Consider the following 23,767-nt stretch of genomic DNA (forward strand, 5'->3'; position numbering starts at 1 on the left):
CCCTGCTCGACGCATGCATGTACGACACATGTAATCGCACATGTGCCGTACTGCTACGCTGCCGTCAGTAGGGATGTCGGTAAGAACCGCCTCACGAACACCGTTAAAGTGTCCAATTTCCTGGACGGTTCCGGGCTTCACGAACGGGGTTGCACGACTCCCACGAGCCTTGGTCGGTCTCGCCTCGCTCGTATCGTTCGGTGTTCCAGGCGTCGTAGGCCCGCTCGAGCTGTGGGGTGGACTGGTGCGGAATCCCGCGGCGGCGGCAGAACGCGATGAATTCCAGGGCGGGCTCGGCCACCCGTCGGCGCCGCTCCGCGCGCGGATCCACGGCGACCGCCGCCCGGTCGAGGTCGGCGACGCGGCGGGATCGGGCCAGTTCGTGAACGTCGTAGGCGATGCGCCGCAGGATGGACACGACGCGGGGAAGGTCCACGGCGACGTGGAACCGCCGGGGCCAGTCCGACTCCGGACGCAGGTTCACCATCTTTGGGTACGGCTCGCGGTCCAGGTGGTCGAGCCAGTCGGCGCATTGGCGGATCCACTCCACCTCGTCATCCAGACGCCCGGCGATATCGACTCGGCCCGCCAGATCGCCATCATCGACGTCGGGATCCTCTGGCGCGGGCCAGCCCGCTGCCCGCAGGACACCCAGCGCGGCATCGAGCGCATCCACATCGGAATCGGCGACGAGCTGGTGGACCCGCGAGGACGACAGCCCCGCCGCTTTGGCGATCTCCCTGATCGACGCGCCCTGCGTCTTCGCCGCCGCCAACGCCCAAACCCGTTCCCGTTCGGCCTGCTCCAGCCGCCACGCCGCCCGAGTCACCTGAGCCAACACCCGACGTTTCCGCCTCCACGCCACCATGTCCACGACCGGCCCCCCAATCAGAGTGTTCAGGAAACTGGACACTTTAACGGTGTTCGTGGGGCGGTTTTTTACCGACACCCAGAACTTCTCGGGGACACTTTCGCCGGCCTCGATCCGCGCTGTCATCGCGGCTAGACCCGGTCTGCTCCTGGAGGTCACTGGCGCGGCCAATCGCCGCAGATCACAGCGCACATGTACGACACATGTTTGATACATGCAAATTGGCTACATTTCTACATACATTTCACATGCATGTAGGTAGACTGGTGGTATGACTCTCCCCGCTGACCACCTCACCGACCCGACCGACTTTGTACGTGGCCTGTGGCCGACGACCGGTCCACACACCGTCGACAGCGTCACCTCGGCGGCCGTCGCCATCGAGGAGCTGACCCGCTATCTCGCTCACGCCACCCGCTCAGCTGTGGGCGATGGCGATGGCGATGGCGATGACATCGCCGCGTTGCACGGCGTTGCAGGCTCCCTCTCACGCGCCTCCCACACCGCGGGCCAGGTGCTCAACCAGATCGCCGACGGCTGCAACCGTCTCGCGGTCCGTGACGATCTGGCCCACGACGAAGACCCGAACGGCGTCCAGCTCGTCGCCGGAGCCTCTACCGCGACCGCTGCTGCATCGACCGCTGCTGTCGCGCTGGAAGACGCCGAGCGGACCGTGGGCCTGCTGGGCAGGCAGCTCGGCGAGGCCTCCGGGCAGCTCAGTCACCTGTACCTGGCAGGAGACGGCGAATGAGCGAGTCGCCCCGCGTGATCGCCATCGCCCTGCAGAAAGGCGGCACCGGCAAAACCACCACCACGATCAACCTGTCCGCCTCGCTCGCCAACCTCGGGCTCAAGGTGCTGGTCGTCGACCTCGACCAGCAAGCCGACAGCACAGACGGGCTCGGCGTGACGGTCGGAGCCGACGACGCGACCATGTGGGAAGTGCTGCACCTCAACCGCTCCGAACGGGTGCCACTGACCCAGATCATCAAGCCCTCGCGGGTACCTGGCGTGGACGTCGCACCCGGACACCTCGCGCTGCGCGATCTCGAACGGACGGGGATGGGTCCAGGCGGCCAGCTACGCCTGGCGCGGCAGCTCGATGACATCACCGGCTACAACGTGGTCCTGATCGACTGCCCACCCTCGCTCGGAGAAATCACCACGGCCGCGCTCGCCGCCGCCGACGACGTGCTCACCCCACTCCTGCCCGGCCCCGACGAAATCAAGGGCCTGCGCCGCCTCGCCGAGACCGTGCTCGACGTTCAGGACGAACTGAACCCGGACGTGGACATTCGCTACTTGCTGATCGCCGGATACGACGGCCGGACCCAGGTCTCGCGTGACATCCGCACAACGCTGCGCCGCGACTGGGGGAGCTGGGACGACGACGGCGGCACCAGGGCCTACTTCGGCGAAGTCCGCCACACGGTCAAAGTCCCCGAAGCCAAGAAGGCCCAGCGCACGATCGCCGAGTGGGCGCCCGGCTCCACCGCCGCCGAGGACTATCAGACGATCGCCCGCCGCATCGCAGAAAGGATCTCCTCATGAACGCAGCAGCGAAGCCGGGCTTGGGCGACCTAGAGAGCACTCGCCCGCTCTCACGCGAGGAACGGCGGGCCGAAGCAGCCCGCGTCCGCGCCGAGCGTGAAGCGGCGGACGCAGCAGCAGCCGAGCAGCGGGCCGTCGCGGTCGTCAACGAGCCCGGGCCGACAGCCGCGCCGGCGGCCCCGAACATCACCATCCCGATGCGGAAACGTGGCGTCGACAAGCGACCGTTCTCCACCCAAGTGAGAGCAGAGACGGCCGCCCGGCTGGCTTGGCTCGTCGACCAGGGCGCGGTGCTCACCGACACCGTGGACACGGCGATCACGAACTACCTCGACGCCGCGGGCGTACCACGGCCGGGACCGGACGGAACCATGCCGACGACCGGCTAAACGATCGGGTTTCATACCCTCGAAGAGTCCGGCCAGTTCAGCCAGGAGACGGGGGATCAGATCGTGCAGAGCTTCGAGGACAGGTACCAGGCGATCCTGGATCTGCTGCGAGACAACACGCCAAACCTCGCCGAGGTCGATGCCGTCGAGCGGCAGGTCCGGCGACTCAACCACGATGTCGAGTACGCCGATCTTGATCCGGAACACCGGCTGGAGCTGATCAAGCTGCGCAACGAGACGATGACCGCGGTGAATGCCGCGCTGCACCGCGCCCGGATCGATGACGCCCGTGCGGTCGCTCGTGCGCTGGCTGCGGGCCGCTCTACTCCGGAAGAGCGCCGGCGGTATGCAGCCTGGCGCCAGGCCATCGGTGCTGCCTCACCCAGCGTCGAGATGCAGATGCCGCCCCGGCCCGCCCGGAGACCTGAACGCGGGATCTCTCGCTGACCGACTGCCGACCGGTAGCTGTTTCCGACGCTGCAAAGTTGCTGCCGGGGTCGCTACCCTACTGACTCGACAACCCGTCCGCCTGCTTGGAGCCGCGGTAGACCAACACACCCCTCGCCTGCGCACCCCGACCCTTTTGGGCGGCCTGCCCCCGCGGCGAGCGGACGCTTTCCCGCGGCCTCCGGCCGCGATCTCGAGCTGTAGCGCTGGCTGGTCTGTGTGCTGTGTGTCCCTCTCGGTGTGGCCTGAGGGCGCCTCGATCACCACGGCGGCGGGCGTCAAGGGTGGCGCAGCCATCGGCGTAGCCGACGCGACGCAGGAGCGCCCTTGATGCCTGGTGCCGTAGTGATAGCCCTTGTTCAGGCCACACCGAGAGGGACACACAGCACGCCCGCGCGCAGGCCCGCGCGACCGCCAGGTCGCGGTACCCGCTCCCTGATCGACAGCGCGCTGCACCAACCCGTGCAGCTGCACGAGTCAGCGCCCACGCACCCGCCGTCACACGCGCTACGCCAACAGGCCAGCACGCACAGCCGCGTGCAGTAGACCGCCACATACATACCTGACCAGACCACCACGGAGGCAGCGCAGCGCGCCGACTCGTCCCTTACGCAACCAACCAACAAACCCACCGATACCCACCCAACGCAACCCAAGTCTTTTTCTTTTTCTCTCAACCACCACCCCACCCATCCCCCTTATTTGATTTTTGATTTCTGATTTCTTCCACCCCCACCCCCGTCCGACATCTCGTTGACCACGAAGTGGGTGATGAGATGTCGGACGGGGGTGGGGGTGGAAGAGAGCAGAAATCCCGCCCGTAACCGCAGCTCAGGGGATGGGTGGGGTGGTGGTTGAGAGTGCCGATAGGTAGCCGACGCGTACGCCACCTATCGGCTATGTTTTTGCTGGGGTTTTGTCGTGCTATCCGGGCGCCGCAGCCACCAAGATCGACTGTCGACACCACGCGGTCGGCCCTTCCTCGGCCGGTGATTTTGAGCCCGGTTCGCCAGTCGTTCAAGGGCGCTCCTGCGTCGCGTCGGCTACGCCGATGGCCTTGCGGCCACCCTTGAGCGACCGCCGCTCCGGGCTCGGTTGGCCTGCGGAGGAAGGGGCCGGGGGAACAGTCGGGTAAAGAAGGCCCAGCCGAGAGGCTGAAGACACGAAGAAGCCCCGGCCGATTTCTCGGCCGGGGCTTCCGGGGTGTGGCGGATCTAGTCGGCGGGCGGAATGTAGGCGCTCAGGTCGTAGTTGCGGCCGTAACCACCGCCCTCGGCGGGGCCGACATACAGCAGCCCATCCAGGCGACCGCCGATCGCGACACCACCCGCGCGGGAGCGGCGCACGCCCGCGGCAATAGCGCGCTGCACGTCGCGATCCAACGTGATCAACCGCAGACCGTCGTCAGCGGCGTCCAGGCGCTCCTCGGTTTCGAGGATGAGGGCGGAGTCGATGACCGGATCCCCGGCCGCGGCGACCATCGGCTTGCGGTTGACCCAGTACAGCGGCTGACCCTTGCTGTTGTGGCGATGCCGGCGCACGACCGCGACGATTTCGCCACCGACCATCGCGCCGATCTCGACATCACGCCCGAACGGATTCCGGGCGCCCTGGCCCATCAGCTCGGCGTTGATCTGGTCCAGGTCGGTCAATGTGCTCGTCATGATGATGTCCTCCAATGAGTGATGAAGTGCTGCGGGAGAGAAGAGGGCAGGCAGACCGCCTGCCCTCGGCGATCGGTCAGCGAACCAAACTCAGCACCTCCGCCTCGCCGGTCTCGGCGATGTCGACATCGGCTGCGACAGACAGGATCTGGGCGACACGGGAATGCGACAACCCGACCGCGGCACCGATGCGGCGCGTCGATTCACCTGCCGCGCGGCGGCGGCGGATCTCCGCGTCACGCTCGGCCAGTGGGTCGGTGTCTACCGGTTCGACGGCGGTTGTCAGCTCGCTGTCCAGCGTTGTCCGGTCGCTGTCGAGTCCTGTCCACCCGGTGTCCAGCCGTGTGGAGTCCGCGTAAACCGGTGTCAACTCCGGCTCCGGGGCCGGTGCCGGAGTCCGGGGAACCTCGATCAGCGCGGTCAGCCCGTGCGTGGCGGCCAGGCCGAACAGCGGTGCGGCACCGGCGACACATGCCGCGATCGTCGCGGGCAGGATTCGTTGCCCGGATTCCGCAGCGTGCAGGCCATTTCCGATGACGCTGATCAGCTCGGCGGCGAACAACTCACCCCAGAAAAACCAGCGCGTCGCGGGTGGAATCAGGATGTTCTGGTGGGCGCGGCGTTGCAGCGAGACCAGGGCGACGGCGGACTGGACAATCGCGCCGTCCACGAAAATGGGTCCGGCCCACGCTAGACGCGATGTAATCCCGGCCATTATCGCCAGTTCGGTCAGTGCCGCGAACGACCACGCGAACGCTCCGGCGCCGATGACGAGCGTCATCGCCAACGCGGTCAGTTCGGCCAGATCGAATCGGGCGGTAGACGGCGTGGACACCGGGTGGACAGTGGCTGTCGAGTTCATCGGTCGTATCCCTCTCGGTCGGTTGACGCGGCCCACGGGCTCCACGCCGGAGTGCGGATCAGTCGTTCCTGCTCGGCGTGCAAGGCATGCCCGGACAGCTGATCCAGGGCGTTGTCCAGATCGCTGGCAAGTTCCCGGTTACGGTCGTCCAGCTGGGCGACTTGGTGCTCGGCGGCATCGCGCGCTGCGACCGCATCGGCCAGCTGCTCCTCCAGATCGGCGGTGCGCTGATGCGCCGCGATCAACCGCTGCGCCAACTCGCCGGCGGCCAGGCCTGCTACCGGCTCCGCCGCCGAACTGGTCTGCACCCGCGGCGCGGGTGCCTGGGAGCCGATCGGCTCGAACTCCCGCATCGGCGCCGGACGCACCGACATCGCCTGATCGGTGCCTGCATAGGCGGGCATCGTCGCGTCGATGGTCGGGGCGCTCACCGCTCCACTCCGTCACGCTCAGTGTTAGCCAGGGTCGCGGCCAGAGCATTGCCGGGCCGATAGTCGGCCAGCGGCGAGGGTGTGCCCGCGGCCGATTCGACGCGGGTGACGTAGTGAGAGGTCAGCAGACCGTGCTTGTCGCGTTCGATGCCGTGCTCGGCGATGTAGCGGGCCTGCTCCTCACTGCGCCGTTCGATCGGCGACATCACCGACTCGCGATGCCGCATGATCGTCTCGGCGGCGGCCGGGTCGTCGCGCCATCGCAGCGACGCGTCCGACAGGAACAGCCACTCGTTCGCCCAAGCGTCGTCACCGTTGATCCACGGATCTGCATATTCGCCGTAGCCGACCTCATCGGCCGGGTCGTAGTCCTCCGGCGTCATCCGCACCGAGTACGACCATGCGTGCATGAAGTCCGCGCGCATCTGCTGCTCGGTGTCGGATTCGGTCTCGTGCAGCTCCTCGCCTGTGGCGGCGTCGCGGGTAGTGTCGATCATCGGTTCGGCTCCTTCTCGATCTCGCATGGTTGTTGTGGTGTCGGGCCAATCCATGCCGGGCGGTCGCACGCCCGGCATGGCTGTTTCGGTGCTCATCGCTCGGCCCCGTTGCGCTCGGTGCTGCGCGCGACCGCGTCGGCCAAGGCATTGCCCGGCCGGTGATCCGCGAGAGCGGACCGGCCCGCCGACTCCTCGCGGGCCTCTCTGGCTTTGTGCATGTGGGCGAGATCCGCGGAGTACTCCTCGGCCTCGGCCCATGCCTGCTCGCGTTCGCGGTCCTGCTCTTGACGCTTCGCCGTGCGCGCCTCATCGGCCCGGGCGATCTCGTGTGCAAGTTCGCCGGTCGGCTCCTGCTCGCGGGTGCCGCGAGCGGCATCCCGAGCCTGTGCGGCTTGCCGCTCCGGGCTGCCGTACCGCTGCTCAGCTGGCGTGCGCTCGGCAAGCTTGTGCACCGCCTCGTTGCGCTCGGCAGTGACCCGGGTCAGTTGCTTGACCAGCTCGGCGTTGCGGTCGACCAGCTGGTTGTTGTACTGGATCGAGAGCCGGTGCCGGTCCTTCAGCGACGCGAACTCCCGGTCACGGTCGGTCTCCGCTGGGCTCTGCGCCTGTTGCTGCGGCGGAACGGCGGAGGTCGAGGTGTTGCGTTCCTCGATACCGGCCTGCCATTGGGCGACCTCCTCGGTGAGCACGCCGCGGGCGCCTTCGGCCCGGAACACCGGATTGGAGTCACGTTCGTCGTCGCCCTGGTAGGCAGCGATTTCGATCGCGGTTCCCGGTGCGGGTCGAATCGTGTCCAGCTGCTGGCGGGTCCACTTCGCCGATTCGGCTTCGCTGGGATGGGCGGCGGTCTCATACACCACCTGGTTCGCGTTCTCCGGCAGATAAGTGACGGCACTGCGGAACAGCCCATCGCCGATCTCCCCGGCCACCTCGCCGGTGCTGCTGAAACGCTCCGACTCCTGGCCGACATCGCGGGCCTGCACTGTGACCTGGTCGCGGTGCACCCACCCGGTCAGCGTCTGCTCACGCAACACGGCCTCCCGGGCGGCCAACCAGCCGGCCACGGTCTCGGGACGGCCCCGGTCGCTGTATTGCACCGCACCGTTGCGGGTGTCGGTGGCCTGGACCTGGAGGGTGGTGCCGTCCGACCACGCCGTGTGGCTGATAGTGCGCTGCAACCAGCTGGTGGCGGTGTGTTCGGTCGCGAACGAACGGGATTCGGTGAGCACACCGCCGTCCGGATCAGTCCACGTCATTTGCGCGGTGTAGCGGCGGCGGTGGACCTGGGCGGCGTCGACGCGGGCCAGCAGCGCCCCCTCGATGTTGGCGCGGCGCGCGGCGTCCAGGCCCTTCTGCCAGTCCTCACGCTCCAGCTCGGCGCGCTGGTTGACGTTGACCGTCTCGCGGGCGACACGAGCGCGGTAGTGCAGCGCCTCAATGCCTTTGACCTTGTGGGCGCGGGCGAACAGGTTCCCGGTCGGGAACTCCGGGAACACCGTCGCCGCGTCCAAACCGTCCAACGCGATGCCCTGCTCGGTGCGGGTCAAATGGCTGTTGCCGACGAACCGGGCGGCCAGGTCGTCGCGGTGCTGGGCCAGCAAGCGGGCGTCACGGGCCCGGCGCTCGTGATCCACCTGCGGGTCGTTCGCCCGCTGGCCGACGGCATCGGCGTGGACGCGGAAGCGATCCACCGCCTGCGTAGTCCACGTCAGGTGATTGGTGCGGGTCTGCTGCTGCTCGCGGTGCTCCTGGCGGACCAGGAGCTTGATCTCCTTGCGGGCCCGGCGGCGCTCCAGCCAGTTCGCGGCCTGGGCGTGGCGCTGCATCGCCGTGCGCATCGCGGCACTGAACTTGCGTGCCTCGGCGATCATCTCGTCTTCGACACTGTGATCGGACATGATCAGTTCTCCTTATCGGTGGCGGTGGCGGTGCGGCGGGACTCCAGCGCGGCGCGGCGCTGCGCCAGCTGTTCGACGTGACGGCGGATCCAGGAACCGGTGTCGGTGATGGCGTAGGCGACCATCCGCACCGACTCGCTGAGGCCGGGGCGTCCGGCGCAGTGCCACCACGCGAACGCCGCCAGCGCCAGCACGTACAGCGCGAGCGGGCCGGTCAGCGGCAGCACCGCAACCGTGGTGGTCGCGGCGGCCGTGGTCGCCACTGCTGGACCCCAGATCCGCACCCAGTCACGGGTTTTCGTGATCCGGTCGATGTGCGGTGCGACAGTGCGCCCGAGGGTCCCGCCGTCCGGAACGACCGGTGTCACCAGCTGCTGCGCCAGGCGCTGCGCGGCGGTGCCTTCCATGTCCGCGGTCAGCGCGTCAAGGATCTGCTCGGCGCTACGGCCACCCAGCTCCTCGCCGTGGTCTTCCGGATCAACCGGATTCTGCATAGCCATGATCTGAATCTCCTTGCTGTAAAACCGATTACGCCGTGCGGCGCTTGGACAGGTCGATCACCGGCGCCAAAGCGTCGGCGTCGCCGGTATCGGGGCCGGTGAAGCGGTCCAGGCCCGGCAGCGGGCGCAGACGCTTCAACTCGTCGTCGTTCAGGGGCGAGATGAAGCCCCAGCGGGCTCGCCCGCCCGAGACCTGCACCACGTCGCCTTTCTTCATGGCGCGCAGCCGATTCGGCGGAATCAGGAACTGATCCGAAGACTGGACGTTGCCCTCGTCGCCGTCGCGGTTGCCGCTGATCAACTTCCGCGACAGCTCGAACTTCGGGCGGGTGCCGTACTTCTTGGCCAGCGTCTCCGGATCAGCCGAACGCATCAGCAGCGAACCACCCGAGGAGGCAGCGACCAGCGCCGAACGGTTGTCGTCGTCATGGCCCAGCCCCTCCCAGGACTGCGCGATCCACCACGTACCGATACCGGCCTTACGCAGCCGCTCAACCCACTTCACCGCGCGGGTCTTGCCATCGGAGACCGCCGAGAATTCGTCCACCACCATCAGCGAGGTGCGGCCGTGCTGCTTGTCGGCCAGCTGCTCGAACATCGTGCCGAGCGCACCGAACTGGGCACGAGCACGGTCGGGGGTCTTCACACCCTCCAAGACGATGTAGAGGACATCGAAATCGGTCAGCGCCTTCTCGCCATCGAACGCATCACCCAGCGACCGGTACAGGTTCGCGAACTCCGCCCGCGCCGAATTCATCACCGGCTGCTTGCCATCGAGGGTCGAGGCGATCTCCATTTCGACACCCATGACGCCGGTCCACGGCGTCACCCCGACCTGACCACCCCACAACCGCGCCAGTTTGTCCGGATTGAACCGCGACAGGAACTCGATCCAGGACCGGGGCGGGTTCTGCCCGATCGGGGTCGGCACGCCATCGATCAGCTCGACACGCTCGGGAGCGTCCACGATCAGGTGGATCAGCGTCTCGCGGATCTCGTGGAAGTACTTCTCGGTGTCCGTCGTCGGCGTCGACCCGCCCGAGACCATCGCCGACAGGATCGAGCGCAGGTCATCGACGCTGGCATTCCACAGCCCCAGCGACACGTCATCAGGGAAGACGCCGATGCGGTCGGCGCGAACACCCAACGCACGGAACCACTTCCGCGCCCGGGCCGCGACCTTGCGGGACTCCGGTCCGCCGTTGCAATCCACGACGATCACCAGCGGCCGGCCGGGCCGGTCACTGCGCCACCACTGCCGATGCCGGGTCCATGTGGTGACGAACCACGACATCAGCACCCGCAGCATCAGCGTCGTCTTGCCCGAACCCGAACCCGCGACGGTGGTCTGATGCTCGGCGACGTTGATCCACGGCAGAATCAGACGGGTCTCGGTGCGCCCGGTCAGCGACCGCACCAGCGACCGCGGCGGTGCCTGGTCGTGCTCGACCGCCAGGCGCCCGATCACCAGCTCCGGATTCAGTCCGCCCGTCGTGAACGGCAGACGACGGCGCGACAACCGGGTCGCGGCCCGCTGCTCACGCTGAGCGTGGGCCCACAACGCCCGCTCCGTGCGAGCCGGAGACGCCAAACCCACCGTCGCCAGCTGCACACGCTTGCGGGTGTAGACGATGGTCGCGGTCAGCCACGCCGCCGGTATCAACAGCGCGGCCATACCGAACAGCCCACCGACATACTGGCCCGCGGTGAACTCCTGGGCCGCGGCGCTGACCTGGCGGACCGGTTCGAACACATCCCACGCCCACAGCGCGGTAGCGCCCGGCATCATCAACACCGAGGCGAACAACCAGTTCCGCAGGCGGGTCGGCTTCCACCCCAGCAGCGTCGTCGGAACCAGAATCATCAAGACCATCACCAGGATTGCCACGACGACAGCCGCGGTCAGCAGGGAGCCATCGGCCACCCCGTCCCAGCTCCACGCCGAGAAATCGGGCAGCCAACCCAACGGGTCGTGCTTGAGCCCGATCGGCGGCATCGTCGGCTTGATCTCGATCCGCGGCACCTCGGTCGGGGTCGGGGTCGGCGCGTAGGGCGCGCAATCGGCCGGGGTGATCATCGGAGAGCAGGTCATGATCAGACCGCCTTTCCTTCATCAGGGTCTGTGACCTGGGGGATTTCGTGATCAGAGGCTCCGCCCTCGATCACCCGGAGCCCGGGTCGCGAAGCGGAGGAAGGAGAAGCCAGCAGTTCGTCGACATCGGCGAGACGAACCTTCGGGCCATCCGAAAGGTCCAAAGCACCGGCCGCTGAACGGATTACGTTCTTGACCGCGTCGCCTCGGCAGTAGTAGGTGACCCCGGCGCAATCCGCAGCACGGGCAGCCTGCGCCGCCTGCGCCATCGCGGACTTCGCCGCCGTGAGGTTTTTCGGAGACAGTTCGACCTCGACCGCCCACAACTCACCGGAGCTGGTGACGTACCGGCCATCGTGAATGTGCGGCCGTGGCGTGCCGGGCCGCGTCGGCGGCTGCTCGGACCGCAGCGCCCGCTCCGAAATCCACCGATCCAGGTCCAAGCCGACCAAGGCCAGCCGGACCTCCAGCGTGGTCCGCACGTGCGCGGCCATCTTCGGTGTGGGCACCCAGGCGCGCGTCCATCGCCCGGTCAGCGCTTCGGCGGCAGTACGGGTCGGGTACACCCACGCCGATCCTGGAACCGGAGTCACCCGCTTGTCGGAGATCATGTTTGCTGCGGTCCACTTACGGACAATCCGATAGGTGCTGTCACGCGTGACACCCAGCATCTGTGCCACCAAATCAATTGGCGCGCCGTACATTTCGGCCAGAATCGTCAACATCGTCATGTCTCTGGGGGAAAGTTGGATCATCGCTCTACCTCGTTTCGCTCGGCGCTGCGCGCGACCGCATCGGCCAGGGCATTGCCGGGCCGGTAGTTCGCGAGAGCGCTGGTTTGTGTCCATGCCTGGCCCGGATCCCCGGCCTGATCGCGTCCATCACGGTCATGGCTGCGGTTGATCAAACCCGCGAATTCGGGCCCTGAGACCGGCTCACGCACTGGCTGTGTGGAATCGGCCCATTCGGGCCCCGGGTCCCCGGCCTGCTCGAACTCGGCGCGATCCACGCCGTGGCGTTCCGCCGCACGCAGCTGGTGCTCACGAGTCGCCTTCTCCAAAGCGGCCAGCTGTGCGGGGCTCGCCTGCCGCTTCTCGGCGGCAAGATTGATGTCGAACAGGTGAGCCACCTGCTCGCGGCCATGGCGGCGGAACGGCACCTTGCCCGCGATGTCCTGCCCATTCGGGCGCTTCCCCTCGGCCGCCAACTGGCGGCGCGTCCGCAAATGCTTTGGCGCGGTACGCCATTGATAGGTCGGGATGCCCTCGCTCATCGCTCGGCCCCGTCCCGCTCGATACCGTCACGGGCCACCGCCTCGGCCAGGGCATTGCCCGGCCGGTAGTCCGCCAACGCGCTGGCCTGCGGGGACGGCAGCATTTCACCCGACATCAGCCACTGACCGACTCGTCGGCGCGGCGTCCGAACCTGCGGCGGTACCGGAGCATCCACCCGAATCACCCGATCCGTCTGGCCGATCCGGCGCGCGGCCGGTGCCAGCTGCGGAATCTGGGTGATCGGGGTCGGTACCGAGGCGGGCTGGTCTTGCCGCGCAACCGGGCGCGGGCGGCGCGCGCTCACCGCGTCACCGTCTGAGCCGCGCTGACCAGGGAAATCAGCCCCAACACCTCGCGGCGATCGACTCGCGGCGAGCCCGCGATCCGGTACTCGCTCAGGCGCTGCTCAGTGATCCAGCGGCGAATGGTCGGATGAGTCACCCCCAGCAGTGCCCCAGCACTGCGAAAAGTGATCAGTTCGGTCGGGTCCGGCATAGTCACCGCGACACCCCCGCGCTGATCTGCCCCTGCGTCATTGGAGCGCAAGAGGCCGGCGCCGAACCTGGAGCAGGCGCGAACGGGTACGACGACGCCGGAGTGCACATCAGCACCACCGGCTGCGGTGTGCTCCGCCCGCCGAACAACAGACATCCCGCGAAAAGCCCCGAGGCGAAGATCCCCGCGGCGATATAGAAGACCACCCGCGAGCCGCCCTGGTAGCCCACCCGAATCGCTGGACGTCGGTAGTACGTCTGCGGCGAATACGCCTGCGGCACAGGCTGGATCACCTGAATCGGCTGCGGCGGCTGGTACACCGCCGGAACCTGCGAATGCTGGTGACCGACCGAGACGCCCTGCGCGCCCTGCGGGCTGTAGTAGGTGTCCAAAATCCCAATCGGCTCACCCGTGACCGTGTCGAACGTCCACTGGTAGCGGTCCAGATCGCTGCTCATCGCCGCATCCCCCGATGACGACCGAATGGGGTCAGAGCACGGACGAACCAATGCCCGATTAGCACAAACACGGCGGCGGCAACGACAACGCCGATCACGAATTCCGGATAGCGGATCAGCATGTACGCCGCGCTGAGCAGCGCAATCAGCGCGAAAATTGGATGTCTCATCATCTCCTCCAACATTGGAACATTCGAGTGACTCGATTAAATCATGGTTAATCGGGTAAGTCAATCGAGTCAACCGGTTGACTTGAGGTGACCCCCGAAGGGCTTAATCTTGATCTGTGAAGAACCCGCCGACGACGCCCAAGTACCTGCAGATCAGCACCCACTGGGAGGCCGAGATCGCCGCAGGCCGACTCCGACCAGGTGACCTGCTACCGACGAAAGAACAGCTCAAGGAACAGCACGACGCGTCGTTGAACACCATCGACAGCGCCCTGGGCATGCTGCGCGAAAAAGGTCTGATCGAGTCCAGGCAGGGCCGCGGGACCTACGTGATCGAACCTCCGAGTAGCCCCCCTACTCGTGAGGATGAGATCGAAGACCTGAAGGCCCGGGTTGCTCGCCTTGAGGCCCGAATGGATGAAAGGACCGCGGGCAGCGAGTCCGAATAACGGCGGGCCGTCTTGTAGGTCTGGGCTGATGCGGAAGAAATGGTTTGAAGTCATGTTTTCACCGTCGTCGCGCCGTCCGGCGTGTCGGGAGATAGCAAGGGTTAGCAGCCACGCGAGCACCTGTTCCCCGGTTAACCTGAACTGCGTGGCCCGCTCATCCGCTCCGTCTTTCCTGCCCGAGACAGTCGACGGGGTGCTGGATCGAGCGTGCCGAACAGCGGGCCTGAATCCTGCTAATGCGGTCATGCTGCGGTTGGGTGAAAACATGCTCTACCAGCTGACATCGGCGCCGGTGGTCGTCCGCATCGCCCGGAACATGAAGCACTGGGACGACGCCGAAAAAGAGGTTGCGGTCGCGAATTGGCTTTCCGCCCAACGATTCCCGGCCGCGCAGACCTACGGCACCGCCCACCAGCCGATCGAGATCAATGGGCATCCGATCACGTTTTGGCGACTCATCTCAGGCCGCCCGGCCGACGTCGCCGAGGCCGGTGTCCTCGGTCAGCTGCTGCGGCGGTTGCACCAGCTTGAGCGTCCGGCCGACCTGGAACTCCCTGCGGTGCAGGCTTTTGGTCACGTGTCGGCTCGTCTCGAGGCAGCTCCGATCCCGGCGGCGGACGCCGATTTCCTGCGGCATCGCGTGCGGGAACTTGAGCAGGAGATCGACTCGCTTACCTTCGAGCTGCCGCCGGCCGCGCTACATGGGGACGCGCATGTAAAGAACATCATGATCGCCGACGACGGGCAGGCGATCCTGATCGATCTGGAAGCGTTCGCGTTCGGGCCAACGGAATGGGATCTGGCCAAGACAGCCGCTGAGACGTCGATGGGCATGCTCGCAGAGCAGGACTACGCAGCGTTCGTCGACGGCTACGGCTATGACGTCACCGCGTGGTCGGGATGGCCTGTCATTCAGGCGGTTCAGCAGGTCAAGATGATCAGTTGGCTGGCTCAGAACGTCGATCACTCAGCCCGCTTACGCGGCGAGTACGAGAAACGGATCACCACGATTCGCACCGGTGTGCTGTCCGAGCCGTGGCGCGGCGCCTGACCAAGCGATGTCACCGCACCGCCACGATCGCAGGATGGTGCGTTTGCATGAGGTCGACAAATTCCGCGAGCGCGGGATGGCGCGCAGCACCCTTGGGCAGCCTGCGGTAGAAGTCAGCCAGGTACCGCAAGTAGCGCGCTGATCGCAGGTCGCCGCCGTTGACGACAGCCGCTGCCGCAAGCGTCCCGGCTTCCTCGAGGTCCCCAGCGAACAGTGATCCGTCGGCCGCGACCATCTGGATGAACGCTCGGGTCCGGGGTGGGGTGTTGTCGGTGAGAGCTGCAGCAACAAATGTCCGGGTCCGGGGTGCAATCTTCAGATCACGCCAGCAGTGGCTGGCGTCACCGGCGAGCTCAGCGCCGTCGTAGTAGCCGATCCACACTGGTTCGTCGATGTTGCGGCGCTCGTGCAGCTGCTCAGCCCGGTGGATCGCGGTAGCGGTGCCCTTCTGGTCAGCCAGGCTGGCCAGGCCACGCGCCTCCATCATCACGCACATGGTTTCGACGCTGGGTGTGCCATGCCCTCGCAGAGCCGACTGGGCAGCTCGCGCGTACATCACTGCATCGTTGTAGTTGCCAACGAAATTGGCTTGATGGGACAGGTTGGCCAACAACCTGGCGCCCATAAGGTGGTCGCCCGCCTCCTCGGCAAGCTTCAACCCTTGGACGAAATATCGGATTGCAACCGGATGACGACCGACGTCATAGGCGCTCCACCCCAAGAGTTGCGCGACTTCGGCAGCGGCGGAAAAGATTTCACGTCGGGCTACCCCTGGATGCACTGCGTGCAACTCGGGCAAAACTTGGTTTCGAAAGAACTGGAGCAGCGCCCGGCGGGTGTGGCCACCACCTTTCTGGAAATCCATCGACATCATGGTCGACACCGTGCTGCGGATCCTCTCAGCAGCTGCAACCCCGAAGACAGGCTCACCTGGGAGCACCAGCGCAGGAGATTGGGCAAATAAGTAACTCGTTACGACTCGGGACGCACCCAAACTGCTGATCGTGCCTGCTCTGGCTAAGGCGGGGTCGTTACTGCTGTCACTTTCGGTCAGTGCCCCCATCACGGTGATCGCCGAAACAACGTCACGCTGATACTCGCGCCCCTCCTCAAGCGGATCGCCAGCATGCGGCAGGTGTAGCACTCGGGCTAACAGTTGAGAGTGAAGCGCATCCGGCTTGGTGTGGCCGTTCTCCCAACGTGACACCGCAACTTTCAGACTGACTGGAGTCATCAAGCGGAAGCCCTCGCGCTCGGCGGCCGAGTTCAGCGCAGCAACAAGAACGGGAACCGACCAACCCCGGGCTTTCCGAGCCGTTCGGATGTCCTCGCCTCTCATATCACTCCCCAGCTCCAGGCTGTCTGCCGACGCTACTCCAGTTCACGCGGTAGATCTGGAAGTCTGATTGGGGTGAAGGCCTTCGTGGTGGCATGCCTGACTTCACTACGGCTGCAACCGCATTGGCCAGCACCGAAACCGCGCGGCCGACCATGGCCCGGCAAGGCTGATAACCCCACCCAGTAGGCCCCGGAATCCTGAAGCTGGCCCCGGCCGCAAGGTAGCGGGTGTGTCGTCCGACGAGTCGCCGGTAGCGTCACCGCCCGACCTACGGATTCCAGGCTCCATCCCGGAAGCGTCTACGCCGCAATGGTTGTCGTGGCAGCTGTCTGCTTCCATTGGCCAGGTGGGAGCAGAACTACTTACAGGGTTGATCGGTGTGGCGGGCGCGCTGGTCGGTGGCCTGGCGTCATTCAGCGGAACTGCGTTCAACGCGAGGTCTGCGCGGCAGCAGAGCACTGCTGCCCGTGCCCATGCTGTGCAGGATCGCCGATACGAGGCTCATCTCGACTACATCCGGGGCGTTGCTCGGTTCTACGAAGTCGCGCGGGAGGTGCGAGAAGCACTGGGGGAACAACGCAACGCACAGGAGGCGCAGCGCCTTCACATCGAGGCATACAGCGCGCTCCGGGAACTTGAGGGCGCCGCGGAGTTCGCTGGACCGCGCGAGCTGAGGGAAAGCCTGCGCGACCTACACGACCACCTCCGCGCCTACTCCATACAGGTTGATAAGTGGTACTCAGCCGCGGTGGCGGCCGTGGAAGATACTGGCGAATGGCTGGACAACGGGGTCAACCGCCGCTTCGGAAGTTCCTGCGGTGCCGAGTGGAGCAAGGCCGAAAAGTCCCGGGCGCGCTTTCTCGATAAGGCACATGAGGTGTTCTCTGTCTGACCGCCGGGGAGCCTGAAATCCGTAGGTCGGGCGGTGACGCTACCGGCGACTCGTAGTAGGACGACACACCCGCTACCTTGCGGCCTGGACCAGCTTCAGGATTCCGGGGCCCAGTAGGGCCGCCAACGGACGACGGCTACCCGTTAGCTGTGCCGCCGAATCCGGAACCTGTCGGTGCCTGGTGTGACACTGCGGCCATGTCTGCTCACGATAACCCCGCTTTTCGTGAGCAGATACGATCTATGCAGTAATGCGCATATGCATATTAACGCATATTTTTGCTATTAGGCTTGGCGTGTCCTACTCCAATATTTTGTAAATCCCCAGGTGGTGAGCCGCCGGAGCCGAACTATCTGATTAGGCTTGGCGTGTCCTACTCCAATATCGCAAGAACCAGAGCAAGGTGTGCGGGGTGACCCTTGATGTGTCCCTCGAGCTGGCGGACGACCCCCAGTCTGAATGGTGTGACCCGACTCAGCTGACATTTGATGCCGTCTTTGAGGGCAAGTGGCTCCCCCGGTACCCCATGGCGGGAAACCGAAAGGATGGTCCGAAGTATCGGATGCCGCGTGAGCATGCGCTGACCAAGGCGTACGTCGAAGCGAATCCACTGTGCATGCAGTCGCTGATCATCACCGACCACGACGGCGGACGGGCGGACGAAATCGTAAGCATGACCGGGTTGCCAGCGCCGTCGTACATCCCGATGAATCCGCACACGAAGGGCGGGCACATCGTTTTCGCGCTGGACGCACCCGTGTGTCTGACTGACGCGGCCCGTCGAGCACCGGTGAACCTGCTAGCACGCATCGAGCAGGGCCTGAACGACGTCCTCGGCGGCGATGTGTCCTACGCCGGGAGGTTCACGAAGAATCCGATGCACGCGGACCACATGACGCTGTGGGGCCCAGTGACGGCCGTCTACTCGCTCAATGATCTAGCCAGCCCGCTGCGCAGGATGGGAGCCTTGCCGCGTCGCGCCGCGAGCCAGCGCGATCAGCGGACGTTGCTGCAGAACTCCACTACTGGCCGCAACTGCGCGCTTTTCGAACTTGAGCGCAAGTGGGCATATCCGCGGGTGCGTGACTACAAGGACTCGGTGGAATGGGACGAGGTCGCCTTCGCTTACGCCTGGGACCGCAACCAGGCCATTATCGGCCCAGCATTCACCGCGGGTCCGCTCGGCTGGACAGAAACAGTCTGCCTGTCGCACTCGGTTTCACGCTGGACATGGCGAAACATCAAGAGCACCCTGAGCCAGGAGCAGGCCCGTCGTGGACGCAACGGCGGGAAGAAGGTGACGGACGCGAAGCGTGAAGCTAATCGCGCCCGCGCAACCAAGGTAGATCGCGAGCTCGCGAAGGCGGTGCTGCTGTGAGCACTGGCAAGGCTGAAACTACTGCGCGACGGGCGGTGTCCGCGCGCGAAGGCGCCGCGAAGCTCGGAGTCTCCGCTCGGACCATCCGCCGACTGGTCGCCGAACCACGCAACGACTTCGAGACTCGAGCGCGCGAACGCCGTGCGCGCGCCGCTGAACTCAGAACTGCCGGATGGTCGTATAAGCAGATCGCGGACGAACTGGGGTGCTCAGTCGGAGCAGTCGGCGGCCTGCTGCACATCGCACGGCGTGACGGCCTGCTGTCGGAGAAGTCGCCGGCGAGCGCCTGAAAAGGACTGCACGTATGTCCGTTTCTGGCCGCCGATAAGCGGGCAAACACGGGGGGTTGGGCAGGCCCGTCCCGCGGCGAGCCGGTCGTGTACACCAGCAGCGCCGCTCGATAGCGGCTCGAAAAGCACTGCTGCGCAGGGAATAAGCGCACCTGGCATCTTCGGATCTCGCCCTGTTGTCGGCGTGGTGGTTTACCTTCGATCCAGGGTTCCTCGGTCACCGGATGGGGGTTGGATCGGTTATGACCAAGCGTGAGACACGACGGGCACGGGCACGGCGGCAGAACATGGAAGCAAGGCAGCAGCGAGCCCTGGTGCCCCGATCTCCGCAAGCCCCTATCCCCCAGTCCCCGCGAAACCTTGACGGCAACGTCCAGATACGTCCATGTCGTGCGGCGGACCTTCCCGCCGCCGGCGCACTGCTGACCCAGCTGGACGACGTGGTGCTGGAGGAGTGGGTCAGTGCCGCAGTCCGAGCGGACAGCTTCGGCCAGGGACTGCCCCTGGTTTACGGCGACAATCGGTCAGGGCTGTTCGCACTGATCCAGCTCGCCTGGAACCGAGCGATGGACGCCGACACATTCCTGAAGATGTGTGTGCCCTCCGGGATGCTGCTCGTCGCCGACCACCCCGACCAGGGCGTCGTTGGCGCCCTGCTGGCTTATCCGCCCGCGTCTGTGATCATGCAGGCCACCCAGACCGCCGCCATGGTTGGCTACTCCGCCGACGAAGTGATGCACGCGATGCGGACAGGTTTGACCGAGACAGTCCGTATCAAAGCTCTCGTCGTGCAAAAAGATCAGCGTGGCAAGGGGGTTGGCGCGGCGCTGCTGGACCGCTGCGTGCAGACGTACGACGCGGCAGGGTTCCGGCTCATCTACGGCCAGCTCGTTACCGCAGAGCGGTTGGCCCCGTACTACTCCAGTCGCGGTTTCACGGTGCTTGAGCCCGACGAGGGTGTGCGGCTCGACCGCGTATTCGGGGTCAACTTCGGCTTCGGCCCCGGACTGGGCGAGCAACTGTTCGCGCGCTGGCATGGCAATGCCCCCACCGGCTGGCGGGTATCGACATCCCGTTCCCGTTGACCGCCGTGCTGTTTCCTTCGTCGACGGCCGCTGCTGCGGGACGGCCATGCCGGAACACTTTCCGTTCCGTCTGGATACCTTCTTGTTCCAGATGGAACGGCGCGCTGTATCATCGGTGCTGCAGGATGCACTAGCGTCCTTGAAGTGGACCCGGCAGCCATCCGGACGGTTGGTGAGCCGGGTTTCGCGTATCTAAGACAGCTTGCGGACCTGCGTGATGAGCGGGTCCACGCGTCGGCGCCAGTCACCGCCCTTGGCGACACACCAGGCCACCGCGTCCGACACCCACAGCAGCGGCTCCTGATTCGGGCGCATGTGCTCATAGGCCAGTGTGTCGGCGACGTCGAACTTCCGTACGGCGGCATAGAGGGTCCGGCGGTCGCTGTGGACCAGTGAATCGTCTTGTTCGATCGTCAACCGCTGGCCGCCGACGGCGGCCAGGTCCTCGACAATCGCGGTGAGGCAACCGGTTCGGGCCTCGGCCGCGTCCCGGATGCCGGTGGCGTCGTACACGGTCACCTGCACCTCGAGGGTGCACAGCGTCGAACAGATCGCGCGACGGCGTGAGTCGTCTTCCTTCTTGAAGTGGATTCTGTTCTGCCCCTTGGCGCGCTGGGCCTGGAGCACCTTGCGCGACTGCTGGATGTGGCGGACCTCGGCGAGGGTGGAGACGATCAACAACCCGTTCTGCTTGGTCTCGTCCACGAACGCGTGCATCTACGGCGACCCTCGGCCTTTCCTCTGCGCCTGGCGACCGGCGCGCTACTTCGTCGGATCAAGCGTAGGACCCTCGCTGAAGGTGTTTATGCATCGTTCAGAGCCTCGTCCTGTGTGTTGAGAATTGATCGTTTGTTGAACACTGACCCAGCCGGACGGATTCTGTCAATGTTCGAACTCCTCTGCACTGTTGTCCTGGGGTTCGGTTCTGTTTGCAGTGGACTTCGGACATCGGCGTGTCGCGAACTCGTCTGCACTACCGTGCTTTTCGTTCGAACTCGTGTGCACGAGAGAGCTGCGGTATGTCCGAGAATACGGCCACGGCTGTGGATCGCGGTGTGGTCACCGCGGATGAGTCGCGTTGGCAGTCTGCAGTGCGCCGGGCGGAGGTGATCGGTCGTCTCGCGCGCCACGATCGGGTGAGCGCAGCGGCTGCCGGTGAAGCCGGTGCGGAGCTGGGGTTGAAACGCCGGCAGGTGTATGCGCTGGTGAAGCGGTGGCGGGCGGGGGACGGTCTAGCCTCGGATCTGCTGCCCGGTAGGTCGAGTGGTGGTCGTGGTGGTGAGCGGCTGGGCGATGAGGTGGAAGCGATAGTGCGGAAGGTGCTGCGGGCGAGGTATCTGACGCGGCAGCGTCGTTCGGTGGCGGTTATCTGCCGCGAGATCACCCATGAATGCCGGGCCAAGGGCCTGCGGCCGCCGTCGCGGTCGGCGGTGGTGCGGCGGATCGGCCGGTTGGACCAGGTGAAGGCGATCACCGTGCGGGAGGGCTCCGACGCGGCCCGCTCACGCCGCGCGGCGGGTGGTTCCACGCCGCCGGTGGAGGGTCTGTTGGAGCGTGTGCAGATCGATCACACTCCGGCGGATGTGATCGTGGTCGATGAGCTGCACCGGTTGCCGATCGGCCGGCCGTATGTGACCGCGGCGATCGACGAGGCGTCGAAATGCGTTCCTGGGCTGGTGATCACCCTCGAAGCGCCGTCAGCGGCGTCGGTCGGGCTGTGCCTGGCGCATATGGCGATCGACAAACGGGCCTGGCTCGAACGCCTGGGGCTGGATGCGGTGTGGCCGATGAGCGGCAAACCGGCCAAGTTGTATGTCGACAACGCCAGCGAGTTCAAGAGCGAAGCCCTGCGCCGCGGCTGTGAGCAGCACGGCATCGACATCGACTACCGGCCGCCGGGCGCACCGCACTACGGCGGCATCATCGAACGCCTGGTCGGCACCATGATGCGGCTGACCCATGAGCTGCCGGGCACCACGTTCTCCAACCCAGGGGAGCGCGGCGGCTACGACAGTGACGCGAAAGCCGTGCTCACCCTGACCGAACTGCAGCGGTGGATGGCCCTGGCGGTGGCCTGCTATCACGGTGAACCGCACGACGGGCTGGGCGGTCGGCCCCCGGGCGGGGTGTGGACGGACAAGGCAGCTGAGCAGGGAACCCCGAAGACCGTGACCAACGCGACCGCGTTCTTGGTCGATTTCCTACCGGTGATCCGGAGATCTCTGACCCGCAGCGGATTTCGGCTCGACCACGTCCAATACTATTGCGACGCGCTGAAACCGCTGATCGCGCGCCGGGAACCACTGGGCAAGTTCGTCTTACGCCGCGATCCGCGCGACATCTCCCGCATCTGGGCCCTGCATCCCGACACCGGCGAATATCTGGAGGTGCCGTATCGGACGTGGTCACGGCCTGCGATCAGTGTGTGGGAGCAGACCGCGGCGGTGGCGCGGCTGCGGGAGCAGGGCCGCGGCGAGATCGACGAGAACGCGCTGTTCGCGATGGTCGAGCAGATGCGGCACATCACCGACGCCGCGACCTCGGCCAGCCGCAAGGCCCGCCGCGACGGGCAGCGCCGCCGCAACAACACCCCGCCGCGCCAGGGACCGTCTCTGGTTGCGCCGCAACCACCCGCCGACACAGCGCCCGGACCCGTGAAGCCGTTCGAGGTGATCGAGCAATGGTGAACGGTGAACCGGACCTGTCGCATCTGCACCCGTCGGCGCAGCCGATCGCTATGCTGCCGGGCGAGGAGCGGTTGCGGTATGTGCGTGGGGACCGGTGGATCGGCTACACCCGCGCCACCGAAGCCCTGACCAGGTTAGAAACGCTGCTGGACACGCCCAGTAAGCAGCGGATGCCGAATCTGCTGATCGTCGGCCTGACGAACAACGGCAAGTCGATGATCATCGAGAAGTTTTGCCGGACTCATCCGCCGGTGTCACATTCGGATCGTGAACAGATCCCGGTGCTGACGGTGCAGATGCCCTCCGAGCCGTCGGTGACCCGGTTCTACACCGCGCTACTGGCCGCCCTGGGCGCGCCGATGCGGGCCCGCGCGCCACGGTTGGCCGACCTCGAGCAGCTGGTGCTGAGCCTGCTGCGGGCTACCGGTGTCCGTGTGCTGGTGATCGATGAGCTGCACAACATCCTCGGCGGCCGCAACAGCGCGGTCCGGCGGGAGTTTCTGAACCTGTTGCGGTTCCTCGGCAACGAGCTGCGGATTCCGCTGGTCGGGGTCGGCACCAACGACGCCTATCTGGCGATCCGGTCGGACCCGCAACTGGAGAACCGGTTCGCCCCGTTCCTGCTTCCTCGGTGGCAGCCCGACGCTCAGGGGTGTGCGTTGCTGGCCAGCTTCGCCGCCGCGTTCCCGCTGCGCCGGCCCTCGGCGATCGGGACCGCGGAAATGGCCACCTATCTGCTGACTCGCAGCGAGGGCACCATCGGCGAGCTGACCGCGCTGCTGACCGATGCCGCGATCGCGGCCATCGAGTCCGGCCAGGAGGCGATCAACCAGAGCACGCTGGTGATGGCGTCCTATGCAGGGCCGACCGAACGCCGTCGGATGTTCGAACGCGAACTGGCGTGACCGCGCCATCCACGCGATGGCCGCTGCATCCGCAACCGGACCCCCTGGAGTCGCTGTCATCCTGGCTGGGGCGACTGGCCGGGATCTACCGA

The 23,767-nt window shown here is 66.1% G+C and carries 28 protein-coding genes; 12 read left to right on the forward strand and 16 right to left on the reverse strand.

What is annotated here, in order from left to right; genetic code table 11:
- Nucleotides 1-103: 103 nt before the first annotated feature.
- The gene (locus tag ACV7NQ_RS47545; protein ID WP_463366169.1) at nucleotides 104-838 is read right to left on the reverse strand and encodes a hypothetical protein; all 735 of its coding nucleotides are present in this window, start codon (nucleotides 836-838) and stop codon (nucleotides 104-106) included.
- A 304-nt stretch (nucleotides 839-1,142) separates the two neighbouring features.
- Between ACV7NQ_RS47545 and ACV7NQ_RS47550 the strand changes: the two genes are divergently transcribed.
- From ACV7NQ_RS47550 to ACV7NQ_RS47565, 4 genes are all read left to right on the forward strand, one after another.
- Entirely contained in the window at nucleotides 1,143-1,622 is a 480-nt protein-coding gene (locus tag ACV7NQ_RS47550; protein ID WP_463366170.1) for a hypothetical protein, read from the forward strand.
- A complete protein-coding gene (locus tag ACV7NQ_RS47555) occupies nucleotides 1,619-2,422 on the forward strand; it encodes a ParA family protein (RefSeq protein WP_463366171.1) in 804 nt (267 codons plus the stop codon). The genes ACV7NQ_RS47550 and ACV7NQ_RS47555 overlap by 4 nt, the downstream gene beginning before the upstream one ends.
- The gene (locus ACV7NQ_RS47560) at nucleotides 2,419-2,811 is read left to right on the forward strand and encodes a hypothetical protein (protein ID WP_463366172.1); all 393 of its coding nucleotides are present in this window, start codon (nucleotides 2,419-2,421) and stop codon (nucleotides 2,809-2,811) included. Before ACV7NQ_RS47555 ends, ACV7NQ_RS47560 begins: the two co-directional genes overlap by 4 nt.
- A 63-nt stretch (nucleotides 2,812-2,874) precedes the next feature.
- Nucleotides 2,875-3,258: a hypothetical protein gene (locus ACV7NQ_RS47565; RefSeq protein WP_463366173.1), complete on the forward strand. Its 384-nt coding sequence runs from the start codon at nucleotides 2,875-2,877 to the stop codon at nucleotides 3,256-3,258.
- Between the two features lie 1,214 nt (nucleotides 3,259-4,472).
- On the opposite strand, the gene ACV7NQ_RS47570 is transcribed toward ACV7NQ_RS47565, so the two are convergent.
- The 13 genes from ACV7NQ_RS47570 to ACV7NQ_RS47630 all read right to left on the reverse strand — a co-directional run bounded on the left by ACV7NQ_RS47570 (nucleotide 4,473) and on the right by ACV7NQ_RS47630 (nucleotide 13,614).
- A complete protein-coding gene (locus tag ACV7NQ_RS47570; RefSeq protein ID WP_463366174.1) occupies nucleotides 4,473-4,922 on the reverse strand; it encodes a hypothetical protein in 450 nt (149 codons plus the stop codon).
- 76 nt (nucleotides 4,923-4,998) lie between these two features.
- Nucleotides 4,999-5,784, reverse strand: a complete 786-nt coding sequence (locus ACV7NQ_RS47575) for a DUF2637 domain-containing protein (RefSeq protein WP_463366175.1) — start codon at nucleotides 5,782-5,784, stop codon at nucleotides 4,999-5,001.
- Nucleotides 5,781-6,215, reverse strand: a complete 435-nt coding sequence (locus ACV7NQ_RS47580; protein ID WP_463366176.1) for a hypothetical protein — start codon at nucleotides 6,213-6,215, stop codon at nucleotides 5,781-5,783. The genes ACV7NQ_RS47575 and ACV7NQ_RS47580 overlap by 4 nt, the downstream gene beginning before the upstream one ends.
- Nucleotides 6,212-6,808, reverse strand: a complete 597-nt coding sequence (locus tag ACV7NQ_RS47585; protein WP_463366177.1) for a hypothetical protein — start codon at nucleotides 6,806-6,808, stop codon at nucleotides 6,212-6,214. Before ACV7NQ_RS47585 ends, ACV7NQ_RS47580 begins: the two co-directional genes overlap by 4 nt.
- On the reverse strand, nucleotides 6,805-8,610 hold the full coding sequence (locus tag ACV7NQ_RS47590) for a hypothetical protein (protein ID WP_463366178.1): 1,806 nt from the start codon (nucleotides 8,608-8,610) through the stop codon (nucleotides 6,805-6,807). The genes ACV7NQ_RS47585 and ACV7NQ_RS47590 overlap by 4 nt, the downstream gene beginning before the upstream one ends.
- 2 nt (nucleotides 8,611-8,612) lie before the next feature.
- Entirely contained in the window at nucleotides 8,613-9,110 is a 498-nt protein-coding gene (locus tag ACV7NQ_RS47595) for a hypothetical protein (protein ID WP_463366179.1), read from the reverse strand.
- 28 nt (nucleotides 9,111-9,138) lie between these two features.
- On the reverse strand, nucleotides 9,139-11,202 hold the full coding sequence (locus ACV7NQ_RS47600; protein WP_463366180.1) for a type IV secretory system conjugative DNA transfer family protein: 2,064 nt from the start codon (nucleotides 11,200-11,202) through the stop codon (nucleotides 9,139-9,141).
- A gap of 2 nt (nucleotides 11,203-11,204) precedes the next feature.
- Nucleotides 11,205-11,957 (reverse strand): hypothetical protein, encoded by a 753-nt coding sequence (locus ACV7NQ_RS47605; RefSeq protein ID WP_463366181.1) that lies wholly within the window; start codon nucleotides 11,955-11,957, stop codon nucleotides 11,205-11,207.
- Complete coding sequence (locus tag ACV7NQ_RS47610; protein WP_463366182.1) at nucleotides 11,954-12,475, reverse strand: RRQRL motif-containing zinc-binding protein; 522 nt, start codon at nucleotides 12,473-12,475, stop codon at nucleotides 11,954-11,956. Before ACV7NQ_RS47610 ends, ACV7NQ_RS47605 begins: the two co-directional genes overlap by 4 nt.
- Complete coding sequence (locus ACV7NQ_RS47615; protein ID WP_463366183.1) at nucleotides 12,472-12,780, reverse strand: hypothetical protein; 309 nt, start codon at nucleotides 12,778-12,780, stop codon at nucleotides 12,472-12,474. The genes ACV7NQ_RS47610 and ACV7NQ_RS47615 overlap by 4 nt, the downstream gene beginning before the upstream one ends.
- Nucleotides 12,777-12,977 (reverse strand): MerR family transcriptional regulator, encoded by a 201-nt coding sequence (locus ACV7NQ_RS47620; protein WP_463366184.1) that lies wholly within the window; start codon nucleotides 12,975-12,977, stop codon nucleotides 12,777-12,779. Before ACV7NQ_RS47620 ends, ACV7NQ_RS47615 begins: the two co-directional genes overlap by 4 nt.
- Nucleotides 12,974-13,429: a hypothetical protein gene (locus tag ACV7NQ_RS47625; RefSeq protein ID WP_463366185.1), complete on the reverse strand. Its 456-nt coding sequence runs from the start codon at nucleotides 13,427-13,429 to the stop codon at nucleotides 12,974-12,976. The genes ACV7NQ_RS47620 and ACV7NQ_RS47625 overlap by 4 nt, the downstream gene beginning before the upstream one ends.
- Nucleotides 13,426-13,614 carry a hypothetical protein gene (locus ACV7NQ_RS47630; protein WP_463366186.1) on the reverse strand — a complete coding sequence of 63 codons (189 nt, stop codon included), beginning with the start codon at nucleotides 13,612-13,614 and terminating at the stop codon, nucleotides 13,426-13,428. The genes ACV7NQ_RS47625 and ACV7NQ_RS47630 overlap by 4 nt, the downstream gene beginning before the upstream one ends.
- Before the next feature lie 101 nt (nucleotides 13,615-13,715).
- On the opposite strand from ACV7NQ_RS47630, the gene ACV7NQ_RS47635 reads away from it, so the two are divergent.
- Both ACV7NQ_RS47635 and ACV7NQ_RS47640 read left to right on the forward strand, forming a co-directional pair.
- The gene (locus tag ACV7NQ_RS47635) at nucleotides 13,716-14,048 is read left to right on the forward strand and encodes a GntR family transcriptional regulator (RefSeq protein WP_463366187.1); all 333 of its coding nucleotides are present in this window, start codon (nucleotides 13,716-13,718) and stop codon (nucleotides 14,046-14,048) included.
- A complete protein-coding gene (locus ACV7NQ_RS47640; protein ID WP_463366188.1) occupies nucleotides 13,993-15,099 on the forward strand; it encodes a phosphotransferase enzyme family protein in 1,107 nt (368 codons plus the stop codon). The genes ACV7NQ_RS47635 and ACV7NQ_RS47640 overlap by 56 nt, the downstream gene beginning before the upstream one ends.
- Before the next feature lie 10 nt (nucleotides 15,100-15,109).
- Here ACV7NQ_RS47640 and ACV7NQ_RS47645 read toward each other — a convergent pair whose 3' ends face one another.
- On the reverse strand, nucleotides 15,110-16,438 hold the full coding sequence (locus ACV7NQ_RS47645; protein WP_463366189.1) for a helix-turn-helix domain-containing protein: 1,329 nt from the start codon (nucleotides 16,436-16,438) through the stop codon (nucleotides 15,110-15,112).
- 379 nt (nucleotides 16,439-16,817) lie between these two features.
- On the opposite strand from ACV7NQ_RS47645, the gene ACV7NQ_RS47650 reads away from it, so the two are divergent.
- The 4 genes from ACV7NQ_RS47650 to ACV7NQ_RS47665 all read left to right on the forward strand — a co-directional run bounded on the left by ACV7NQ_RS47650 (nucleotide 16,818) and on the right by ACV7NQ_RS47665 (nucleotide 20,083).
- A complete protein-coding gene (locus ACV7NQ_RS47650) occupies nucleotides 16,818-17,330 on the forward strand; it encodes a hypothetical protein (protein WP_463366190.1) in 513 nt (170 codons plus the stop codon).
- 562 nt (nucleotides 17,331-17,892) lie between these two features.
- Nucleotides 17,893-18,708 carry a replication initiation protein gene (locus ACV7NQ_RS47655; RefSeq protein ID WP_463366191.1) on the forward strand — a complete coding sequence of 272 codons (816 nt, stop codon included), beginning with the start codon at nucleotides 17,893-17,895 and terminating at the stop codon, nucleotides 18,706-18,708.
- Nucleotides 18,705-18,998 carry a helix-turn-helix domain-containing protein gene (locus ACV7NQ_RS47660; RefSeq protein ID WP_463366192.1) on the forward strand — a complete coding sequence of 98 codons (294 nt, stop codon included), beginning with the start codon at nucleotides 18,705-18,707 and terminating at the stop codon, nucleotides 18,996-18,998. Before ACV7NQ_RS47655 ends, ACV7NQ_RS47660 begins: the two co-directional genes overlap by 4 nt.
- A gap of 242 nt (nucleotides 18,999-19,240) precedes the next feature.
- Nucleotides 19,241-20,083, forward strand: a complete 843-nt coding sequence (locus tag ACV7NQ_RS47665) for a GNAT family N-acetyltransferase (RefSeq protein WP_463366193.1) — start codon at nucleotides 19,241-19,243, stop codon at nucleotides 20,081-20,083.
- A 192-nt stretch (nucleotides 20,084-20,275) separates the two neighbouring features.
- Here the strand turns inward: ACV7NQ_RS47665 and ACV7NQ_RS47670 are convergent, their stop codons facing one another.
- On the reverse strand, nucleotides 20,276-20,800 hold the full coding sequence (locus ACV7NQ_RS47670) for a hypothetical protein (protein ID WP_463366194.1): 525 nt from the start codon (nucleotides 20,798-20,800) through the stop codon (nucleotides 20,276-20,278).
- Nucleotides 20,801-21,102: 302 nt separating this feature from the next.
- Between ACV7NQ_RS47670 and ACV7NQ_RS47675 the strand changes: the two genes are divergently transcribed.
- Both ACV7NQ_RS47675 and ACV7NQ_RS47680 read left to right on the forward strand, forming a co-directional pair.
- Nucleotides 21,103-22,770 (forward strand): transposase, encoded by a 1,668-nt coding sequence (locus ACV7NQ_RS47675; protein WP_463357683.1) that lies wholly within the window; start codon nucleotides 21,103-21,105, stop codon nucleotides 22,768-22,770.
- Nucleotides 22,764-23,675, forward strand: coding sequence for a TniB family NTP-binding protein (locus ACV7NQ_RS47680; RefSeq protein WP_463357684.1), 912 nt, complete (start codon nucleotides 22,764-22,766; stop codon nucleotides 23,673-23,675). The genes ACV7NQ_RS47675 and ACV7NQ_RS47680 overlap by 7 nt, the downstream gene beginning before the upstream one ends.
- The last annotated feature ends 92 nt before the right edge of the window (nucleotides 23,676-23,767 follow it).

It is taken from the genome of Nocardia sp. Tas62D01 (assembly GCF_055232035.1).

What these genes read in the sequence shown, in the direction of transcription:
- ACV7NQ_RS47655 (WP_463366191.1), top strand. Translation starts at nt 17,893, where the DNA reads ATGCCGCGTGAGCATGCGCTGACCAAGGCGTACGTCGAAGCGAATCCA.
- ACV7NQ_RS47645 (WP_463366189.1), bottom strand. Translation starts at nt 16,438, where the DNA reads ATGAGAGGCGAGGACATCCGAACGGCTCGGAAAGCCCGGGGTTGGTCG.
- ACV7NQ_RS47605 (WP_463366181.1), bottom strand. Translation starts at nt 11,957, where the DNA reads ATGATCCAACTTTCCCCCAGAGACATGACGATGTTGACGATTCTGGCC.
- ACV7NQ_RS47610 (WP_463366182.1), bottom strand. Translation starts at nt 12,475, where the DNA reads ATGAGCGAGGGCATCCCGACCTATCAATGGCGTACCGCGCCAAAGCAT.
- ACV7NQ_RS47675 (WP_463357683.1), top strand. Translation starts at nt 21,103, where the DNA reads ATGTCCGAGAATACGGCCACGGCTGTGGATCGCGGTGTGGTCACCGCG.
- ACV7NQ_RS47550 (WP_463366170.1), top strand. Translation starts at nt 1,143, where the DNA reads ATGACTCTCCCCGCTGACCACCTCACCGACCCGACCGACTTTGTACGT.
- ACV7NQ_RS47590 (WP_463366178.1), bottom strand. Translation starts at nt 8,610, where the DNA reads ATGTCCGATCACAGTGTCGAAGACGAGATGATCGCCGAGGCACGCAAG.
- ACV7NQ_RS47670 (WP_463366194.1), bottom strand. Translation starts at nt 20,800, where the DNA reads ATGCACGCGTTCGTGGACGAGACCAAGCAGAACGGGTTGTTGATCGTC.
- ACV7NQ_RS47680 (WP_463357684.1), top strand. Translation starts at nt 22,764, where the DNA reads ATGGTGAACGGTGAACCGGACCTGTCGCATCTGCACCCGTCGGCGCAG.
- ACV7NQ_RS47600 (WP_463366180.1), bottom strand. Translation starts at nt 11,202, where the DNA reads ATGACCTGCTCTCCGATGATCACCCCGGCCGATTGCGCGCCCTACGCG.
- ACV7NQ_RS47585 (WP_463366177.1), bottom strand. Translation starts at nt 6,808, where the DNA reads ATGAGCACCGAAACAGCCATGCCGGGCGTGCGACCGCCCGGCATGGAT.
- ACV7NQ_RS47570 (WP_463366174.1), bottom strand. Translation starts at nt 4,922, where the DNA reads ATGACGAGCACATTGACCGACCTGGACCAGATCAACGCCGAGCTGATG.
- ACV7NQ_RS47560 (WP_463366172.1), top strand. Translation starts at nt 2,419, where the DNA reads ATGAACGCAGCAGCGAAGCCGGGCTTGGGCGACCTAGAGAGCACTCGC.
- ACV7NQ_RS47665 (WP_463366193.1), top strand. Translation starts at nt 19,241, where the DNA reads ATGACCAAGCGTGAGACACGACGGGCACGGGCACGGCGGCAGAACATG.
- ACV7NQ_RS47625 (WP_463366185.1), bottom strand. Translation starts at nt 13,429, where the DNA reads ATGAGCAGCGATCTGGACCGCTACCAGTGGACGTTCGACACGGTCACG.
- ACV7NQ_RS47595 (WP_463366179.1), bottom strand. Translation starts at nt 9,110, where the DNA reads ATGGCTATGCAGAATCCGGTTGATCCGGAAGACCACGGCGAGGAGCTG.
- ACV7NQ_RS47630 (WP_463366186.1), bottom strand. Translation starts at nt 13,614, where the DNA reads ATGTTGGAGGAGATGATGAGACATCCAATTTTCGCGCTGATTGCGCTG.
- ACV7NQ_RS47555 (WP_463366171.1), top strand. Translation starts at nt 1,619, where the DNA reads ATGAGCGAGTCGCCCCGCGTGATCGCCATCGCCCTGCAGAAAGGCGGC.
- ACV7NQ_RS47575 (WP_463366175.1), bottom strand. Translation starts at nt 5,784, where the DNA reads ATGAACTCGACAGCCACTGTCCACCCGGTGTCCACGCCGTCTACCGCC.